The organism is Rhizobacter sp. LjRoot28 (assembly GCF_964253025.1).
In the GTDB taxonomy this organism is placed as follows: domain Bacteria; phylum Pseudomonadota; class Gammaproteobacteria; order Burkholderiales; family Burkholderiaceae_C; genus Rhizobacter.
Genome location: NZ_CAXUQC020000001.1, coordinates 728,362 through 747,422 on the forward strand (window position 1 = coordinate 728,362; position 19,061 = coordinate 747,422).

The window sequence follows — 19,061 nt, forward strand, 5'->3', positions numbered from 1 at the left end:
CGCCAGTGCGTCGTGGGTCAGGACCGGCCGTACAGGTAGTCCGGGGGCAGTCCCAGGCGCAGGCACGACTGCACCGCCGGGCTCGTCGGCAGCAAGGTCCGCTCGGCGATGCCGGCGATGCGGTCCACCAGCATGCGCTGCCACCGGCTCAGGCCGTGACCCGCATCGAGCGCGAGCCGCGCCCGCAGGTCCGCATCGAGCAGCTCCACGGCGGCACCGACGAGCAGCCCTTGCGCGCGCCTCACCGGCACCGGCAGGATCGGCGCCGTGCGCATGATCGACAGGAATTCGAGGATCACCGGCGAGGCCTCCAGCCGGGGCGCCATGCGGGCGAACAGCGCGCGCATCTGCGCCGGATCGGTGGGCGGGTGTGCGGCGCCGTACAGCTGGGCAGCGGGACGGGCTTCGGTGTACAGCCGCTGCAGCGCCTCGTCGTCGAGGGGCTGAACATAGCGGCTGTAGGCCGCGGCGAAACCCCAGGTGGCGGTGGCATGCACCCAGGTCAGCAGGTCGACGTCATTGGCCTCGTACGGCCGGCCGTGTTCGGTGGTGCCCGTCACGCGGCCGTGCATGCGCACCACCCGCGCGATCATCGCCTTCGTTCGGCTCGCCGGGCCGTACACCGTCGACATGGCCGCAAGGCCCGTGCGCTGCATTCGCCGCAGGGGGTCCGTCTTGAAGCTCGAATGGGTCCAGACGCCCGCGCGCACCGCCGGCTCGGCCAGCTCCAGGATCACGGCCGCCACACCCCCAATGAAGACCGTGACGGGGTTCTTGAACGTTCGCCACGATACCGAGTCCGCCGCCAGCAGCGCCGCTTCGCCGGCCGGGTTCGCGAAATCGACCGGCGGGCCGTCGGGCGGCTGCATGAGCCGGAGGGCATGCTGGTCAATCAGATCGACCAGCGGGGAGGGGAGTGACAGCGGCCCACGGCTCATGGGCGCATTGTCGGGCGCCGGTGTGGGGCTGTCTTCCCGTCACGGAATGGGCCTGCCTGATGGTTGCCATCGGGCGCAGCCGGGATGGGCACGGCTCGGGATGCTCGGATCCAGCCCCGGAGGTGTCCTCCCGTGCAGCAGCCGTCACCACCCGAAGCCCGGGGGTTCGCAGCGTCGGCCGGCACTCCGGCCTCGGGCGCCGATGCAGCGGAGTGGCGAGCTCAGCGCACCACCAGCACCGGCACCTTGCTGTGCGTCAGCACCTTCTGTGTTTCGCTGCCGAGCAGCAGGGCGGTGACGCCACGGCGCCCATGCGAGGCCATGACGATCAGGTCGCAGGCCTTCTGCTGCGCCAGCTCGATGATGGCTTCCCAAGGGTGCAGGGCTTCGACGGTGTGCGTCTCGCAGACCACGCCCTGGGTTTCAGCCAGTTGCGCAACTTCCTGCACGCGGCTGCTGGCGATGCGCTCCTGGGCCTCGAAGAACTCCTGTGGCGGCGTCGGCTGCATTTCGGAGATCGCGCTGTACGGGAACGGCTCCTTGACGCTCAGCACGTAGACCCGGGCGCCTACCGAAGCGGCGAGCGACAGCGCGGTGGACACCGACTTGTGGGTGATGTCGGAGCCGTCGGTGGGAATCAGGATGCGTTGGAACATGGGAACCTCGCAGTGACCGGGACGGCTCCAGCGTAGACCGCACCCGCATGGCGGTCAATGACAAATGTCGATGCCGCGCGCGGCGAACGCAGGACGAACCGTTCGCTCAGTCGCCGACGGCCACCGGCCGCGACGGGTCCGCGGACCACTCGCTCCAGGAGCCGGGGTACAGCACCGGCGTGCCCAGGCCTGCGGCCTCCATCGCCAGCACGTCATGGCAGGCGGTGACGCCGGAGCCGCATTGCATGACGGTGCGCGAAGCGGCCTGTCCCTGAAGGAGCGCGGCGTACTCCTCGCGCAGCTGCTCCGCCGGCTTGAAGCGGCCGTCCGGCAGCAGGTTGTGCTGGAAGAACCGGTTCACGGCGCCGGGAATGTGGCCGGCCGCGGCATCCAGCGGTTCCACCTCGCCGCGGTAGCGTTCGGGGGCGCGGGCGTCGATGACGCGCAAGCCGGCCAGTCCCGCCTGCAGGGCGGTCACGTCGATGGTCGGCATGGCGGGCGGATTGACGCGGTAGGGCGCCACCGGCTGCGGCACCGGTCGCTCGGTTTCGAGCGGGCCGTCGGCCGCCACCCAGGTGGCGAGGCCCCCGTCGAGCAGGGCCACGTCGGCATGGCCCAGCCAGCGCAGCAGCCACCAGGCCCGGGCGGCGAACATGCCGTTCTGGCGGTCGTACACCACCACCGGCCGACCGGGCGCGATGCCGAGCGAGAACATCCAGGCCGCGGCAGCCTCCCGCGCGGGCAGCGGGTGGCGCCCGTTGGTGCCGGTCTTGGTGCCGGACAGGTCGCGGTCGAGGTGAACGTACACCGCGCCGGGCAGGTGGCCGGCGTCGTAGGCACGCTCGCCGGCGCCCGGGTCGGCCAGGTCGAAGCTGCAGTCCAGCAGCAGGGGGGCGGGCGATGCGGCGCGCAGGGCAGCGGCGGAGATCAGGGGGGAGGGCACGGCGTCAGGACTCCGTCATGGTGGTGTCGGACGTCTGCGTCACCTTGGTGCGCAGCAGGGTGGCGGCCACGCCGGCGCCGACGATCAGCACCATGCCGGCGAGTGCCATCCACGTGACCGGGTCGTCGAACAGCAGCACCCCATAGCCGAAGGCGAACGCGATGCCCAGGTACTGCAGGCTCGCGTTGACCAGCGTGCGGCCGGTGGCATAGGCGCGGGTCATGAGCAACTGGGCCGTGGTGGCGAGCAGGCCCACCGCCACCAGCAGTGCCGCGCCCTTGAGCGTGTGGGTGTGCAGGCCGCCGGTGACGAGCGCCAGCACGCCGCCGGCCACCATGCCGCCGAGCGAGAAGTAGAAGACCGTCCGGTACTCCGGCTCGCCGGCGCGGCCGAGCGCCGTCACCTGCAGGTAGGCAGTGGCCGAGATCATTCCGGAGATGAGACCGACCACGCCGTGCCAGAGCTGGTCCTGGTCCATCGTGGGACGCAGCACCAGGGCGACGCCGGCGAAGCCGAGCAGCACCGTGGCCACGACCTTGCCGTCCACCCGGGTGGTGCCCAGGGCCACGGCACCACCGATGAGGAACAGCGCCATCCACACCGAGGACATGTAGTTCAAGGTCATGGCGGTGGCCAGCGGCAGGTTGCCGATGGCGTAGAACCACATGCTGAGCGCGGTCACGCCGGTGATGGCACGCCAGAAATGCATGGCCGGCACGCGCGTGCGCAGGCTACCGCCACGGGCACGGCTGACGAAGAACAGCATGCTGGCCCCGATCAGCCCGCGGTAGAAGACGATCTCGCCCGTGCCGTACAGCGCCGACGCCAGCTTCACGCAAACCCCCATGGTGGCGAACAGGAAGGTCGCCAGGACCATGAGGGCGGGAGCGGACATCAGGTGCGGGGCAGGGCGCTCAGGGGGCGGATCAGGCGCGGAAGTTCATCGTGCGGCGGTACCACTCGTGGAACTGCTGCATGCCGTCTTCCATCGGCGACTGGTAGGGGCCGACCTCGTTGTCACCGCGTTCGTGCAGCGCACGGCGGCCCGCGTCCATGCGCAGCGCGATCTCGTCGTCCTCGATGCAGGTCTCGAGGTAGGCGGCTTGCTGCGCCTCGACGAAGTCGCGCTCGAAGGCGTGGATCTCCTCGGGGTAGAAGAACTCCACCACGTTGACCGTCTTCTGCGGCCCCTTCGGGTACAGCGTGGACACCACCAGGACGTGCGGATACCACTCGACCATGATGTTCGGGTAGTAGGTGAGCCAGATGGCCCCCTTCTCGGGCGGCACGCCGTTGCGGAAGGCGAGCACGGCGTCATGCCAGCGGCGGTAGACGTCGGAGCCGGCCTTGACCAGGGCGTTGTTGGCGCCCACCGTCTGCACCGAGTGGTGCTTGCCGAATTCCCAGCGCAGGTCGGAGCAGGTGACGAACTGGCTCAGGCCCGGGTGGAACGGGCCCACGTGGTAGTCCTCGAGGTAGACCTCGATGAACGTCTTCCAGTTGTAGTCGCACTCGTGCACGTGCACCCGGTCGAGCACGAAACCCTCGAAGGACAGGTCGGCCTGCGGGCCGATGCCGCGCAGTTCGGCCTCGATGTCGCGGCCGTTGTCCTCGAAGACGAGCCCGTTCCAGGTGCGCGTCTTGTAGGTGTTCAGGTGCAGGCAGGGGTCCTGGGCGAAGTGCGGGGCGCCCTTCAGCTGGCCGTCGAGGCCGTAGGTCCAGCGGTGCAGCGGACAGACGATGTTGCTGCCGGTGTTGCCCCGGCCGCGCAGCATCACCGCCTGCCGGTGCCGGCAGACGTTGGAGATGAGCTGCACGCCCTGCGGTGTGCGCATCAGCGCGCGGCCTTCGCCCTCCTGGGGCAGGGCGTAGTGGTCTCCCAACTCGGGCACTGCCAGTTCATGGCCGAGGTACCTCGGCCCATGCTGGAAGATGAGCTCCATCTCGCGACGATGAAGGTCGTCGTCGAAGTAGGCTGCTACGGGGAGTTGAGAGCAATTCTGCTCGAGAGCTTCGAGGGTGAGGCTCAGGTCGGACATGATCCCGAGGATCTCCTATAACCGATGTCGACGTGCCACCCCTGAGGGTGACCGCAGGAGTGGGATGTCTCGCTACGCACGGCGCGTGTTTGACAGCGAGGGGGCTATTGTAGCCCGCCCTGGGGATTTCCCCGAGCGGCCCTTCGCACAAGACCCCCATTGCGGGGATGCGACAGCCGGGTCCTCCTTGATGTGCGAGGTCCGCGGCCTGACTACAATCCCGCATTTACCTCGCACGATGGCCAAAGCCCCTCCCGCCCCGACCGACGCACCGCTGCCCGCCAGCTACGAAGAAGCCCTGGCCGAGCTGGAGCGTCTGGTGGCGTCCATGGAGGGCGGCCAGCTGCCGCTCGATGCCCTGCTGGGCAGCTATCGTCGCGGGGCCGAACTGTTGAACTTCTGCCGTTCGCGACTGGAAGCGGTGGAAACCCAGGTCCGGTTGCTCGAAGACGGACAGTTGAAACCCTGGGGTGATGCATGAGCCTGTTTTCCCAAGCCGCGGCGGCCGTGCCGACGCAGCTTCCCTTTGACACGTGGTTGCAGGCCGAACTCGATACCGTCGAATCCGCGCTGTCGGCCTGGGTGCCTGAAGCCGCGCCAGCCGGCCTCGGCATCGCCATGCGCTACGGCGTCCTCGACGGCGGCAAGCGCCTGCGCCCGATGCTCGTGCTGGCCGCCGCCCAGGCGGTGCAGGGCCATCGGGAGGCGGCACTGCGTGCGGCCTGCGCCGTGGAACTGATCCACGCCTACTCGCTGGTGCACGACGACATGCCTTGCATGGACAACGACATCCTGCGCCGCGGCAAGCCCACCGTCCATGTGAAGTACGGCGAGGCCCAGGCCATGCTGGCCGGCGACGCGATGCAGGCCCTCGCCTTCGAGGTCCTGACACCCGACGAAGGCGTGCCGCCCGCCCTGCAGGCCAAGCTGTGCTCCCTGCTGGCCCGCTCGGCCGGCCACGCCGGCATGGCCGGCGGCCAGGCCATCGACCTGGCCAGCGTGGGCATGCCGCTCGACGAACGCGCCCTTCGCGACATGCACCATCGCAAGACCGGTGCGCTGCTCCAGGCGAGCGTGCTCATGGGCGCGGCCTGTGGCAACGTGGACGCCGTGGCCTGGCAGGCCCTGTCCGACTACGGCGACGCCGTCGGCCTGGCCTTCCAGGTGGTGGACGATATCCTCGACGTCACGCAGGCTTCCGAGACGCTCGGCAAGACGGCCGGCAAGGACATGAACAACAACAAGCCCACCTACGTGAGCATCCTCGGCCTGCCGGCCGCGCGTGTTCACGCGGAGGAACTGCGCCAGAAGGCGCATGAGGCCCTGGCCCGCAGCGGACTGGCCCATGTGGACCGCCTGAAGGTGCTCGCCGACAAGGTCGTGGAAAGAGACTCCTGATGAACCAATCGCTACTGCAATCCATCTCCGGTCCCGCCGACCTGCGCGGCCTGTCGAGGCTGGAACTCAAGCAGCTCTCCGCCGAGTTGCGCGAATTCCTGCTTCAGAGCGTCTCGCAGACGGGCGGGCACCTGTCGTCGAACCTGGGCACCGTCGAACTCACCGTGGCGCTGCACCACGTGTTCAACACGCCCGAGGACCGCATCGTCTGGGACGTGGGCCACCAGACCTACCCGCACAAGATCCTCACCGGCCGGCGCGAGCGCATGTCGACCCTGCGGCAGCTGGGCGGCCTGTCAGGCTTCCCGCGCCGTGACGAGAGCGAGTACGACACCTTCGGCACCGCCCATTCGTCCACCTCCATCTCAGCCGCCCTCGGCATGGCCGTGGCGGCCAAGATGCGCGGCGAAGAGCGTCGGGCCATCGCCGTCATCGGCGACGGCGCGATGACGGCCGGCATGGCCTTCGAGGCGCTGAACAACGGCGGTGTCTCGGGTGCCAACATGCTGGTGGTGCTGAACGACAACGACATGTCGATCTCTCCGCCGGTGGGCGCGCTCAACCGCTACTTGGCGCGCCTGATGAGCGGCAAGTTCTACGCCACCGCCCGCGACACCGCCAAGAGTGTGCTCAAGAACGCCCCGCCGCTGTTCGAGCTGGCCCGCCGCCTGGAAGAGCACGCCAAGGGCATGATCGTCCCCGGCACGATCTTCGAGGAGTTCGGCTTCACCTACTTCGGGCCCATCGACGGCCACGACCTCGACTCTCTCGTCCCGACGCTCGAGAACCTGCGCGACCTCAAGGGCCCGCTCTTTTTGCACGTGGTCACCAAGAAGGGGTACGGCTACAAGCTGGCCGAGGCTGACCCGGTGGCGTATCACGGCCCCGGCAAGTTCAACCCGGCCGAAGGCCTCAAGAAGCCCGCCACGCCGCCCAAGCCCACCTTCACCCAGGTGTTCGGCCAGTGGCTGTGCGACATGGCCGCCGCCGACGAGCGACTGATCGGCATCACCCCCGCCATGCGCGAAGGCTCCGGCATGGTGGAGTTCGAACAGCGCTTCCCCAAGCGGTACCACGACGTCGGCATCGCCGAGCAGCACGCCGTCACCTTCGCCGCGGGCCTCGCCTGCGAGGGCATGAAGCCGGTGGTCGCCATCTACTCGACCTTCCTGCAGCGCGCCTACGACCAGCTGGTGCACGACGTGGCCATCCAGAACCTTCCGGTCGTGTTCGCGCTCGACCGCGCCGGCCTGGTGGGCGCCGACGGCGCCACGCACGCCGGCAACTACGACATCGCCTACCTCCGCTGCATCCCGAACGTCAGCGTGCTCACGCCGGCCGATGAGCGCGAGTGCCGCCAGCTGCTCAGCACCGCCTTCCGCCAGGACCACCCGGTTGCGGTGCGCTACCCGCGCGGCAGCGGCGCAGGGGTCGACGCCGGCACCGACCTGGACGTGCTGCCCTGGGGCAAGGGCGAAGTCCGGCGCCGCGGCGAGCGCGTGGCCATCCTCGCCTTCGGCACCTTGCTGTACCCGGCGCTCGACGTGGCCGGCCGGCTCGACGCCACCGTCGCCAACATGCGGTACGCCAAGCCGCTCGACACCGAGCTCGTGCTCGAACTCGCCCGCACCCACGAAGCCCTGGTCACCATCGAGGACGGCTGCGTGATGGGCGGCGCCGGCAGCGCGGTGCTCGAAGCACTGCAGGCCGCCGGCGTGCAGACACCGGTGCTCACGCTCGGCCTGCCCGACGTCTTCATCGAGCACGGCGACCCGGCCAAGCTGATGAGCCTGAACGGGCTCGACGCATCCGGCATCGAGGCGGCCATCATCAAGCGCTTCGGTGCGCGTCCGGCGCTGTTGCGTCCGGCAGCCAACCATTGAGCCCTCGCGCGGAACGTTCCGCGCCCGGCCCGGTCCGACCGGGCCTGTCTTTCCCTTGCATCGGCTCCGCATGAACTGGCCCTACGAACTGCAGATCGGCTGGCGCTACACCCGTGCGGGCCGCACCGGCCGGCGCAACGGCTTCATTTCCTTCATCTCCGGCGTGTCCATGCTGGGCATCGCCCTGGGCGTCGCGGCGCTCATCATCGTGCTGTCGGTGATGAACGGTTTCCAGAAAGAAGTGCGTGACCGCATGCTGGCGGCCATTGCCCACGTCGAGGTGGTCGACACCTACGGCGGGGCACTCCCCGACTGGCGGGCCACCACGGCACGGGCCCGCGAGAACCCGCAGGTCATCGGCGCGGCCCCCTTCATCGCCATGCAGGCCCTCATCGCCCGCGGCGAGGACATGCGGGGTGCCATCGTGCGCGGCATCTCGCCGGCCGATGAAGCCACCGTCACCGAGGTGGCCGCGCAGCTGCGCGACACCACCCTGGCCAAGCTCACGCCGGGCACCTGGGGCATCGTGCTGGGCGTCGAGCTGGCGCGTGCGCTGGGCGTGCGAGAAGGCGACAACGTCACCATCGTCGCCCCCGGCGGGCAGGTCACGCCGGCGGGTGTGGTGCCCCGGCTCAAGCAGGTCACGGTCGTCGGCACCTTCGACTCCGGCCACTACGAGTACGACAGCACGCTCGCGCTGATCCACCTCGACGACGCCGCGCGGCTGTTCCGGCTCGAAGGTCCCTCCGGCGTGCAGCTGCGCCTGTCCGACCTGCACCAGGCTCGCGAGGTGGCGGCGTCGCTCGCGCAGCAGCTGGGCCCGGAGGTCTCGGTGCGCGACTGGACCCGCACCAACCGCAACTGGTTCTCCGCCGTGCAGCTGGAGAAGCGGCTGATGTTCATCATCCTCACGCTGATCGTGGCCGTGGCCGCCTTCAACCTCGTTTCCACCCTCGTGATGACGGTCACCGACAAGCGGGCCGACATCGCCATCCTGCGCACGCTCGGCGCCACGCCGCGCTCCATCATGGGCATCTTCATGGTGCAGGGCGCGCTGTCGGGGGTCATCGGCACGCTGTCGGGCGTCGGCCTCGGTCTGCTCGTCGCCTTCAACATCGATGTGATCGTGCCGGCCATCGAGCGGCTGCTGAACACCAGCTTCCTGCCCGGCAGCATCTACCTCATCAGCCGCATGCCGAGCGATCCCCAATGGGCCGACATCCTGCCCATCACGCTCATCTCCCTGGTGCTTGCCTTCCTGGCCACCCTGTACCCCAGCTGGCGCGCAAGCCGCGTCCAGCCCGCCGAGGCCCTGCGCTATGAATGACGCCGCCACGACGCCAGTCATCGAGGCCACCGGCCTGCACAAGCGCTTCGTCGAGGGCGGCCTCGACGTGCCCGTGCTGCAGGGCGTGGACCTGCGGGTGGGCCGGGGCGAGACCCTCGCCATCGTCGGCGCCTCGGGCTCGGGCAAGAGCACCTTGCTGCACCTCCTTGGCGGCCTCGAAGCCCCGACGAGCGGCAGCGTGCGGCTGGCCGGGCGTGACCTCGCCGCCATGAACGCGGCGGAGCAGGGCGCCTGGCGCAACCGCCAGCTGGGCTTCGTGTACCAGTTCCACCACCTGCTGCCCGAGTTCAGCGCGCTCGACAACGTGGCCATGCCCCTGCGGGTGCGGCGCATGCCGCTGGCCCAGGCGCGGGACAAGGCGCGCGCCGTGCTGGCCCAGGTGGGGCTGGCCGGTCGCGTCGAGCACCGGCCGGCGCAGCTGTCCGGCGGAGAGCGACAGCGCGTGGCCATCGCCCGTGCGCTGGCGGGCGAGCCGGCCTGCGTGCTGGCCGACGAACCGACGGGCAACCTCGACCGCAAGACGGCCGACACGGTCTTTGCCTTGATGGTCGAGCTCGCGCGTGAGCACGGCACGGCCTTCGTGATGGTCACTCACGACGAAGCGCTTGCCTCGCGCTGCCAGCGCACCCGCCACCTGACGCTCGGCCACCTCGCCCCTTAAGGGCGGTGGCCCATGTCGTGCCAAACCGCACGGCCTGAGCGGGCCGGCGGCGGGCATGCACGCTTGAGAATTTCATCGGCCCTGTGGTGTACTGGCGGCCCGAAGGAACCATCGACACTGAACCAGCCGCGGCCCGATGAACAACACGCACGACAAATACGGCCGCGCGGTGTGGTGCCTGTGGATGCTGCTGCTGGTGCTGTGCGGCGCCCGGACGGCGCATGCAGCCCCCCTGGAACTCGACGGGCGCTGGCTGCGTGACACCGACGGTGGCACCGTGGTGCCGGTCGAGCAGGTCGCCTTGACGGGCGGGCGCTTCCGGTTCGAGGCCGAGTTCGACGTGCCCCGCGCCGACACCTGGGTCATCGACTTCAAGAACTCGAGTGTCATCCACCGGTACACGCACGAAGTGCGGGACGACCGCGGCCGCCTGGTGGCGAGCTTGTCAGGCGGCATCGGCAGCGACATCGAGCCCCTCTTCATGCTGCGCCATGGCCGGGAAGTCGTGCTCGAGCCAGGCCGCTACCGGTTGGTGACGCGGCTGTCCTCGCCCTTCTTCCTCGCCCAGCCCGAACCCTACCTGGAGGGCCTGGCGGAGTACCGGCAGGCCGTCAAGGCGGGCAACGCCATCGTGCTGGTCTGCCTCGGCATCTTCCTCGGCCTGGGCGTCTACTACACCTGCCTGGCCGCCCTGCATGGGCAGCGCGTGCATGCCGCCTATGCCGTTTTCATCGTCGGCAACCTGCTCTACAACGGCACGGCCTTGCTGGCCTTTCGCGACCTCTTCGGCTGGCAGACCTTCTACCTGATCAGCGCGCCCATCCTGTTCTCCAACATCGCCTACCTCGTGTTCGTGATGGCGCTGCTGGACATCCGCCGCGACAGTGCCACGAGCCTGTGGTGGGCGGGCCGCACGGTGATCACCATCATGCTCGCCTTCATCGCGGTGGCGGCCTGGCGGCCGAACTGGTCGCTCGAGCTGGACCGCATCGGGGTGGCCATGTTTCTCGGCTACGGGCTCACCACGGGCGTGGTCCAGGCGTGGCGCGGCAACGTGCTGGCGCGCCCCTATCTGCTTGCCAACGTCGGCTTCTTCGTCTCCGGCCTTTCGGCGATCGCGCTCGTCGATCTGCAAGGCGTCTACGCCATCTACATCGAACACCTGGGCCTCATCGCGGTGACCATCGAGGTCGTGCTGCTGGCCTTCGTGCTCTCCTACCAGTTCGGTCTGCTGCGGCGGGACAAGGATGCGGCCCTCGAACGCGCGGAGCGCAACCTGCGGCTCGCCTGCACCGATGCGCTCACCGGGCTGCCCAACCGCTATGCGCTGGAGATGGAGCTCGCCGTGCTGCCGCCCGCGGGCAGCCTCACCTTCGTCGACCTCGACGGGCTCAAGCACTACAACGACCACCACGGCCACGCGAGCGGCGATGAACTGCTGCGGGCCTTTGCCGTCGGCTTCGCCGAGCGGCTGCAGGGCTGCGCCATCCTGCACCGCCTCGGCGGCGACGAATTCGCTGCCACCACGCACCACGGGGACACCCAGGCGGTCGAGCGCTCGCTGACCGACACCGTCGAGGGGCTGCGCGGTTCGGGCTACCCGCTGAGTGGCGCGAGCAGCGGGTCGGTGCGGGTCTTCGAATGCAGCCACCACGACCAGCTCAAGCACGTGGCCGACTCACGCATGTACGAGAACAAGCGCCAACGAAGGCGCACACGGGATTCCGCCTCGGTCGAGGCGGATGCGGCCTGAGGGGGCCGTCATCACCAAGGGAGAGAGAACGCATGTCCGAACCGTCGCCGCAAGGCATTCGCTGGGCCCTGATCTGGCCCGTCCTGGCCACGCTCGTGGTACCGCTCGTCGTGGCCTGGTTCGTGTACCCCGGCACCCACCTTCCGCCCGGCTTCGGCGCGTTCCCGCCGGAGTTCGTGGTGCAGATGCCGACCTTCTGGTGGCCGTACTTCCTCGCGGTGGCCGCGGTCGCGCTGGTGCTGCTCGCCTTGCTGCTCATGCCGCGCTGGTTCGGGTTCAAGCCGGTGGCAGCCAACCCTGCTCCAACGGACGTCGTGCCGCTGCCCTGGTGGTTCTGGGCCGGCGCGGCGGTGGCCGCCGCCTCGTTGTGGCTGATGTTCGCCCGCTTCACCGTGTTCGGCGACCTCGTCTACTACGCGTTCTCGCCACTCTGGTGGGGTTTCATCGTCGCCCTGGACGGCTGGGTCTACCGTCGCACGGGAGGCCGTTCGCTGATGGCCAGCCGCCCGAGGACCCTGTGGATCTGCGCCGGCGTCTCGGTGGTGGGCTGGTACTACTTCGAGTACGCCAACTACTTCGTGCTGGGCAACTGGTACTACCCGAACGGCCACATGCCCGAGTTGAGCCACAGCGCCATGGTCGTCATCTTCCTCGTGGCCTACTCCACCGTGTGGCCGGCCATCTTCGAGTGGTACACCTTGCTCAACACCTTCCCGCGGCTGGTCGCCCGCTATGCGCAAGGCCCGCGGCTGCCCCTGCCGTCTGGCCTGCTGGTGTGGGGCGGCCTGGCCTCCATCGCCCTGATGGTGATGCTCCCGCTGCCGCTGTTCTGGGTCGTGTGGATCGGCCCCATGGCCGTCATCACCGGGCAGCTCCAGCGCCTCGGGGTCTGGACCCCGTTCACCGCGATGCGCGAGGGGAACTGGTCGCCCGCGATCCTCATCGCCCTGGCCTCGCTCTTCAACGGCTTCCTGTGGGAGTTCTGGAACTGGGGCAGCGCCCAGCCGCCCGGCCTGCCGCCCACCAACCCCAACTACTGGGTCTACGACATCCCCTACGTCAACGTGATTCACCTCTGGGCCGAGATGCCGCTGCTCGGCTACTTCGGCTACCTGCCGTTCGGCGTGCTGGTGTGGGTGGTGTTCATCTGGTCGGGTCGACTGTTCGGCTTCGATGCCTCGCTCGACCTGCCGCGGCGTGCGGCTCCGGTCGTTGCCAGCGCGGCCGCCGATGCGGCGCGCGCGGCGGCGCGCTGAGCTGCGTCCCCGGCTCGCCCCATTGGCCTCCGTGGCAACCCGGGGGCGGACCCCGGCGCGGGCACGCTTGTGGCATAAAGCAGTGACCAACCGGCGCCGGCCCGCTGCGGGACAGGCCGGCCCGGGAAGGCGCAAGCGCCACCGGACCGCATGAACCTTTGCCGGCCAGCGGCCCAACCAGGGATCCGATGTTGTCTACAAGCCATGACCCCGAGTTTCTGCTGCAACGGGCACTGAGCGGGCTGCCGAGCGATGCGGGTCCCGATGCCCTCTGCTCGGCAGCCACGCTAGCGCTGCGCGATGCCGGCATCGGTGCGACGCTGGTGCCCGGCGGCGTTGGCGTTGGCGACGCCCTCCACGGCATCGACCTGCCGGGCGACGGCGCTCATCTGGCCTGGCTCGTGCCCGAAACGTCACGGTCACTCGATGGAACGCGGTTGGCGACCGTGTGCCAGGCGCTCGCCACCGCGCTCGGGGGCCGACCCGTGAGCGGTCGTGTCGACGCTCCGGCGACCGGCCTGGACGGCCACGCGCCGTCCGCCACTGCGTTGCTGGATGACCTGCCGGATGGCTACTACCAGGTCGATCTCGAGGGACGCCCTCTGTTCATGAATGCGGCGTTCGGTCGCATCATCGGCGTGCCGCCCGAGGAGCTTCCACTGCGAGACGCCTCGGCATGCCAGACCGAGGCGATGGCGGCGCACCTGGCCAGCCTGTTCGAGCGCGTCCGGCAGGAGGGTGCGCCCGCGCAGTGCGAAGCGTGGCAGTACCGCCGCCGCGACGGCAGCACGGTTCAGGTCGAAGGGTCCATCCAGTTGTTGAACGACGCCCAGGGCCGACTTTGCGGCTTCCACGGCGTGGTGCGCGACGTCACTGAACGCCTGCGCGTCGAGGAGGCATTGCGCGAGAGCGAGGCGCGGTTCAGGGCGCTCACCAGCATCTCGTCCGACTACTACTGGGAGCAGGACGCCGAGCACCGCCTGGTCCACATGGAAAACCGCCATGCTGAGACCGACGAGATGCAGCGGGCGTTCCTCGGCAAGCCGATCTGGGACGGTCCGGTGGTGCTCTACGGGCAGCCCGACTGGCACGAACACCACGTCCGGCTCGAGGCCCGCGCCCCGTTCCGCGACGTCGTGCTGCAAGGCCGGCAGCCGGATGGCCGAAGCTATTTCGTGAGCGTGAGCGGCGAGCCCATGCACGACGAAGCGGGGCGCTTTCGCGGCTACCGCGGCGTCAGCCGGGACATCACCGCGCAGAAGCTGGCCGAGGCGCGGGCGCAGCACATTGCCATGCACGACGGGCTGACGGGCCTGCCCAATCGGCGCATGTTCCTGCAACTGCTCAAGGGGGCCGTGGCCACCTCGGCGCGCTACGAGCGGCGGTTCGCCGTGCTCTTCGTCGACCTGGACCGGTTCAAGTTCATCAACGACACCCTCGGCCATGAGGCGGGCGATACCCTGCTCAAGGAGATCGCGGCGCGCTTCACCGCCGCGCTTCGCACGAGCGACGTGCTCGCACGTCTGGGGGGTGACGAGTTCGTGATCCTCGCCCTCGAGGTCGCCGATGCCGAGCAGGCGGGGGCGGTGGCACGCAAGCTGCTCGAGGCGGCGTCCAAGCCGATCCGGCTCGGCGGGCAGGACTGCCGCATCAGTGCCAGCATCGGCGTCGCGCTCTATCCGGACGATGGCATCGACGAGCAGATGCTGATGAAGAACGCCGACATCGCCATGTACGTCGCCAAGGACGACGGCAAGAACACGTACCAGATGTTCTCGACGGAGATCAACTCGCAGTCGATGGAACGCCTGAACATCGAGAACGGCCTGCGCCACGCCCTCGAGCGGCAGGAGTTCACCTTGCACTACCAGGCCAAGCTCGACCTGCGGGGCAGCGGCATCTCGGGCGTCGAGGCGCTGCTGCGCTGGCGCAGTCCCGAGTTGGGCGACGTGTCGCCGTCACGCTTCATCCCTGTGGCCGAGGAGAGCGGCATCATCGTGGCCATCGGCCGGTGGGTGCTGCGGGCGGCGTGCATGCAGGCCGTGGCGTGGCAGGCGCAGGGCCTGCCGCCGATTCGCGTGGCCGTCAACATCTCCGCGCGGCAGTTCGGCGACGTCGAATTGCTGCAGGACGTGGAGCGCGTCCTCGCCGAGAGCGGGCTCGACCCGGCGCTGCTCGAACTCGAGATCACCGAAGGCATGCTGATCCACGACACCGGCCGCGCGATCGCCGTGATGACCGCCATCAAGAAGCTCGGCGTGCGGCTGGCCATCGACGACTTCGGCACCGGCTACTCGTCCCTCGGACAGCTGAAGGACTTCCCCATCGACACGCTCAAGGTGGACCGGTCATTCATCCGGGACCTCGCCACGAACTCTTAGGACAAGGCCATCGCCTCCGCCATCATCGCCATGGGCCGCACCCTGAGCATGACGGTGGTGGCCGAGGGCGTCGAAACGCTCGAACAACAGGAGTTCCTGCGCGACCAGGCCTGCGACGAGATGCAGGGCTTCTACTTCAGCCGGCCCATCAGTGCCGAGGAGCTTGCCGAGCTGCTGCGGGCCAATCCGCACTTGGCGGGGGCGCCGCGGGCGGGGCCGCTGAACTAGACGTCGAAGGGGGAGTCAGTGGCGCCGCAGGCGCCGTGAGCGGGCGTGCATTCTCCAGTCACGTCATGTCAGGCATCAGACCGACGGGCCTGCCGCAGCCCGCGGTTCGGCATGGACTGTGGCAGCTCACCGCGGGCCGGGCGCTCTCCGCCTGCCGGGTCAGCGGTGTTGCGCGATGTTGAACGCCACCGCCGCTTCCAGCGCCTTGACCAAGGGATTCTCCCCCTCCTTGCCGTTGTGCGGCGCCAAGGTGCGGGTGAAGGCGCGTGTGCCGTTGACTTCGGTCTCCACGTAGATGATGTACACCGGCCCCCGGCCCGGGTTCTCCTCGGCCGAGTACTGCGCCCGCTTGTATTCCGTCTTCTCCAGCGCATCGAAGGCTGAAGCATCGACCAGCGAGTGGGCCATGCCGGACGGATCGGTGACCGCTTTGCCGGCCACCGCCGCACCGATGACGCCGCCGATCGCCTGCCCGAGCACCGCCTTGCGCATGCCGGCCTGAAGATTGCGGTAGACCACCAGGTGGCGCACCTTGATGTCGGCCGGGGCGCCTCGCGACTCGAATGTCTCGAAGGCGCGGTGCTGCAGCAGGCGAATCGGGGGCGGGGCCATCACAGCGTCGGCCACACGGTACAGCGCATAGGCCTCGTTGGTGATCGAGAGGCTGAAGATCTCGCTTTCCTTTTCGGTCGCAGGGCGGAGGTCCTGCACGCGTGCGGCCTCCGAGCGCTCAATGCCAGGCACGTTCAAAGGAACCACCTGGGTGGCGCAACCGCCCAGCAGGAATGATGCGCACAGGATCAGTCGTTTCATTGTCATTTTCACGGCGGGTAAGAAGAGGGGGCCGTTCGATCGAGCCTTCCGGCCACGCGCTTTGCGCGCCGAAGCGTCAGCGCTGCTTCAGGACGAAGCGGCGGTGGGGCGGCGTGCGCATTGGCGTCAGTTCACCGCTCGGCACTCGCGCGGCGCCAAACGCTGCAGCGTGGGCGAGGCCTGGCAACGCCAGGTGATCCGGCGGGTGGCGTCGATCTCGGGGAGCAGGAACAGCTCGCCGGCGGGGCCCTTCGGGGCGAAGCGCATGCGCACCTGGATGACGCCGGAGTCGGGGTTGATCTCCAGGCCTTCCAGTTCGGGCCACAGGGGCGGTGCGTCCGTCAGCTGGCTCGGGAAGGCGCCGCTGGCTTCGTACGTCTCGGCGGCGGCCGCTGCATGGGTGCGGGCGAACACCATGACCTCGGCAACCTGTGCCCGGCGCTGGTACTCGGTATAGGTGGGCAGGGCGATGGCGGCCAGGATGCCCACGAGGGCGATGCTGCCGACGATGAGCAGCACGACCATGGGGCCGCGGCCGGTGCCCCCCGCCGCTTCGAGGCGCCCGAGGTAGCGCTCGCGGGTGGTGTCCTGTGCCGCACGGCGCATGAGGCGCGCGCAGCGGCGGTAGTACAGCGAGGTGGCGAACAAGGGAGGGGCCAGGAAATAGGCCGCGACCAGGGTCAGGATGACCACCGCGCCCGCCGTCGACCGGGAACCCGCCAACGCGCCGGCGCCGATCATGAGAAGCCAGGAGCCCACTGCATAGAGGGCAACGGCACCCCACAGCCGCCGGTACATCATCCAGTACCAGGTCACGAACAGGGCGGGCCAGTGCCAGCCCGCGCGCCAGCCGCCGCCGGCCTCCTCGATCGCCCGGAAGCGGTCGAGGTAGTAGTCCTGGTTGGACGGGCCGATGACGGCGCGCCAGGCTTCCTCGTCGAAGCCGTCGACCACCACGTCGCCGCCGTCACCGGGGCCGAAGGTGGAGGGAATGGTGTCGGGATCGAAGGTGGAGGCGGTGGCGCCCGCGACGAGGCGGGGCCGGCCTGCCGAGGCGATGCCCGCACGCGCCGCCGTGGACTGAGCGACCGGCGGGGCCGCGCGCGTCGAGGCCGGGCGAGCATCGAAGGGCGTCGCCGGAAGAACGGCCGGTTGGGGCAGGTCGCGCGCCGAGGGCAGGGCGGCCGCGGGCAGCGGGGTTCCGCACTTCGGGCACGACGACGCCGTGTCCGGGCTCAGCCGGCCGCAGCCGTGGCACGTCTTCATGTTCCCTCTCCCTGTCTTTGTTGTGCGGGCACTATAGAGGGCGGACACGGGGGCCGGAAGCGGCGCACCGCGGCATGAATGTGCGGCATTTCGCGCTTGAACGAAGCGCGGTGGCATCATCGGGCGGATGCCCTGGATCGACACCCACTGCCACCTCGACGCCCCGGAGTTCGAGGCCGACCGCGATGCTGTGGTGACGCGCGCGCGGCAGGCCGGGGTCGGCATGCTGGTGCTGCCGGCGGTCGGTGCGTTCGACTTCGACACGGTGCGCACGCTCGCCCACACCCACGGCTTCGCGTACGCGCTCGGCATCCACCCGCTCTTCGTCGACCGGGCCGGCCCCGATGACCTGGCGCGGCTGGAGTCCGATCTCGCCCGCCATCGTGACGACCCTCGCCTGGTGGCCGTGGGCGAGATCGGCCTGGACCGCTTCGTGCCCGGGCTCGACCAGGCGCGCGGCGAGCAGTTCCTGGCGGCGCAGTTGGCCCTGGCCGAGCGTTTCAATCTGCCGGTGATCGTGCATGTGCGGCGTTCGGCCGATGCGCTGCTCAAGCATTTCCGCCGCAGCCCGGTGAAAGGCATCGCGCACGCCTTCAACGGCAGCGACCAGCAGGCCCGGATCTTCACCGACCTGGGCTTCCGGCTCGGCTTCGGCGGGGCGATGACCTTCGACCGAGCGCTTCAACTGCGCCGCCTCGCCGCCAGCGTGCCGGCGTCGGCCGTCGTGCTGGAGACCGACGCGCCGGACATCCCCCCTCACTGGCTCTACCGCACGGCCGCCGAGCGGGCCGCCGGCCATGTCGCGCGCAACGAACCGGCCGAGCTGCCGCGCATCGCCCAAGTCATGGCCGGGCTGCGGGGCTGGACGCTTGCGGAAACGGCGTCGATCACCGGCGCCAACGCCCGCGCCGCGCTGCCGCGCCTGGCGGCTCTGGCAGACTCTTGCCCCTGATGTCCTTGCTCGCTTCCGCTTCCGCTTCAGCTCCCGCTTCCACAGCCCGGTTGCACGGGCTTGCGCCCGTGGCCGATGCCCGCACGCGGCTCGTCGTGCTCGGCAGCTTCCCCGGTGCGGCGTCGCTCGCGGCCGGCGAGTACTATGCCCACCCACGCAACCAGTTCTGGCCCATCCTGTCGGCGCTCTGGTCCACCGACCTGCGCGCCTTGACGTATGCGCAGCGGCTGGAGGCCATGACCGCCCGCGGCGTCGGACTGTGGGACGTCCATGCACACTGCGACCGCGAAGGCAGCCTCGACGCCGACATCCGGAACGCCGTGCCCAACGACCTGACGACGCTGCGCCGGCTCGCGCCCTCGCTGGCGGCGGTGGCGCACAACGGTGCCGAGTCGGCACGCAGCGCCCGCCTCACCGCGGCACTCGGCGTGGCGGTGGCGCGGCTTCCCTCCACGAGCCCGGCCCACGCCGCCTGGTCGTTCGAACGCAAGCTCGCGGCCTGGCGCGCCGTCTTCGAGGCCCAGGGCCTCGCCTGAACCTTCTTCC

At 69.6% G+C, this 19,061-nt stretch carries 16 protein-coding genes and 1 pseudogene; 10 read left to right on the forward strand and 7 right to left on the reverse strand.

Features of this window, described 5'->3' with window-relative positions:
- Positions 1–17 precede the first annotated feature (17 nt).
- The 5 genes from ACSQ2F_RS03490 to ACSQ2F_RS03510 all read right to left on the reverse strand — a co-directional run bounded on the left by ACSQ2F_RS03490 (position 18) and on the right by ACSQ2F_RS03510 (position 4,576).
- The gene (locus ACSQ2F_RS03490; RefSeq protein ID WP_436019813.1) at positions 18–938 is read right to left on the reverse strand and encodes an oxygenase MpaB family protein; all 921 of its coding nucleotides are present in this window, start codon (positions 936–938) and stop codon (positions 18–20) included.
- A gap of 221 nt (positions 939–1,159) precedes the next feature.
- On the reverse strand, positions 1,160–1,594 hold the full coding sequence (locus ACSQ2F_RS03495) for a universal stress protein (RefSeq protein WP_436019815.1): 435 nt from the start codon (positions 1,592–1,594) through the stop codon (positions 1,160–1,162).
- A gap of 106 nt (positions 1,595–1,700) precedes the next feature.
- Positions 1,701–2,537, reverse strand: coding sequence for a sulfurtransferase (locus ACSQ2F_RS03500; RefSeq protein ID WP_436019817.1), 837 nt, complete (start codon positions 2,535–2,537; stop codon positions 1,701–1,703).
- A gap of 4 nt (positions 2,538–2,541) precedes the next feature.
- On the reverse strand, positions 2,542–3,432 hold the full coding sequence (locus ACSQ2F_RS03505) for a DMT family transporter (RefSeq protein WP_436019819.1): 891 nt from the start codon (positions 3,430–3,432) through the stop codon (positions 2,542–2,544).
- Positions 3,433–3,463: 31 nt separating this feature from the next.
- Positions 3,464–4,576, reverse strand: a complete 1,113-nt coding sequence (locus ACSQ2F_RS03510) for an aromatic ring-hydroxylating oxygenase subunit alpha (protein ID WP_436019821.1) — start codon at positions 4,574–4,576, stop codon at positions 3,464–3,466.
- A gap of 238 nt (positions 4,577–4,814) precedes the next feature.
- Between ACSQ2F_RS03510 and ACSQ2F_RS03515 the strand changes: the two genes are divergently transcribed.
- The 8 genes and pseudogenes from ACSQ2F_RS03515 to ACSQ2F_RS03550 all read left to right on the forward strand — a co-directional run bounded on the left by ACSQ2F_RS03515 (position 4,815) and on the right by ACSQ2F_RS03550 (position 15,484).
- Entirely contained in the window at positions 4,815–5,057 is a 243-nt protein-coding gene (locus ACSQ2F_RS03515; RefSeq protein ID WP_436019823.1) for an exodeoxyribonuclease VII small subunit, read from the forward strand.
- Positions 5,054–5,974, forward strand: coding sequence for a polyprenyl synthetase family protein (locus tag ACSQ2F_RS03520; protein ID WP_436019825.1), 921 nt, complete (start codon positions 5,054–5,056; stop codon positions 5,972–5,974). The genes ACSQ2F_RS03515 and ACSQ2F_RS03520 overlap by 4 nt, the downstream gene beginning before the upstream one ends.
- Positions 5,974–7,857 (forward strand): 1-deoxy-D-xylulose-5-phosphate synthase, encoded by a 1,884-nt coding sequence (gene dxs / locus ACSQ2F_RS03525; RefSeq protein WP_436019827.1) that lies wholly within the window; start codon positions 5,974–5,976, stop codon positions 7,855–7,857. Before ACSQ2F_RS03520 ends, dxs begins: the two co-directional genes overlap by 1 nt.
- 70 nt (positions 7,858–7,927) lie before the next feature.
- A complete protein-coding gene (locus tag ACSQ2F_RS03530) occupies positions 7,928–9,184 on the forward strand; it encodes a lipoprotein-releasing ABC transporter permease subunit (protein ID WP_436019829.1) in 1,257 nt (418 codons plus the stop codon).
- Positions 9,177–9,866, forward strand: a complete 690-nt coding sequence (locus ACSQ2F_RS03535) for an ABC transporter ATP-binding protein (RefSeq protein WP_436019831.1) — start codon at positions 9,177–9,179, stop codon at positions 9,864–9,866. Before ACSQ2F_RS03530 ends, ACSQ2F_RS03535 begins: the two co-directional genes overlap by 8 nt.
- Positions 9,867–10,002: 136 nt before the next feature.
- The gene (locus ACSQ2F_RS03540) at positions 10,003–11,619 is read left to right on the forward strand and encodes a sensor domain-containing diguanylate cyclase (protein ID WP_436019833.1); all 1,617 of its coding nucleotides are present in this window, start codon (positions 10,003–10,005) and stop codon (positions 11,617–11,619) included.
- 32 nt (positions 11,620–11,651) lie between these two features.
- The gene (locus ACSQ2F_RS03545; RefSeq protein ID WP_436019835.1) at positions 11,652–12,875 is read left to right on the forward strand and encodes a hypothetical protein; all 1,224 of its coding nucleotides are present in this window, start codon (positions 11,652–11,654) and stop codon (positions 12,873–12,875) included.
- A 188-nt stretch (positions 12,876–13,063) separates the two neighbouring features.
- Positions 13,064–15,484, forward strand: a pseudogene (locus tag ACSQ2F_RS03550) (putative bifunctional diguanylate cyclase/phosphodiesterase).
- A 159-nt stretch (positions 15,485–15,643) separates the two neighbouring features.
- On the opposite strand, the gene ACSQ2F_RS03555 reads toward ACSQ2F_RS03550, so the two are convergent.
- Positions 15,644–16,297 carry a hypothetical protein gene (locus ACSQ2F_RS03555; RefSeq protein WP_436019837.1) on the reverse strand — a complete coding sequence of 218 codons (654 nt, stop codon included), beginning with the start codon at positions 16,295–16,297 and terminating at the stop codon, positions 15,644–15,646.
- 126 nt (positions 16,298–16,423) lie between these two features.
- Entirely contained in the window at positions 16,424–17,563 is a 1,140-nt protein-coding gene (locus ACSQ2F_RS03560; RefSeq protein WP_436019839.1) for a hypothetical protein, read from the reverse strand.
- A 127-nt stretch (positions 17,564–17,690) separates the two neighbouring features.
- Between ACSQ2F_RS03560 and ACSQ2F_RS03565 the strand changes: the two genes are divergently transcribed.
- Together ACSQ2F_RS03565 and ACSQ2F_RS03570 are read left to right on the forward strand one after the other, a co-directional pair.
- Positions 17,691–18,515, forward strand: coding sequence for a TatD family hydrolase (locus ACSQ2F_RS03565; protein WP_436019841.1), 825 nt, complete (start codon positions 17,691–17,693; stop codon positions 18,513–18,515).
- A complete protein-coding gene (locus tag ACSQ2F_RS03570) occupies positions 18,515–19,051 on the forward strand; it encodes a DNA-deoxyinosine glycosylase (RefSeq protein WP_436019843.1) in 537 nt (178 codons plus the stop codon). Before ACSQ2F_RS03565 ends, ACSQ2F_RS03570 begins: the two co-directional genes overlap by 1 nt.
- Positions 19,052–19,061 lie beyond the last annotated feature (10 nt).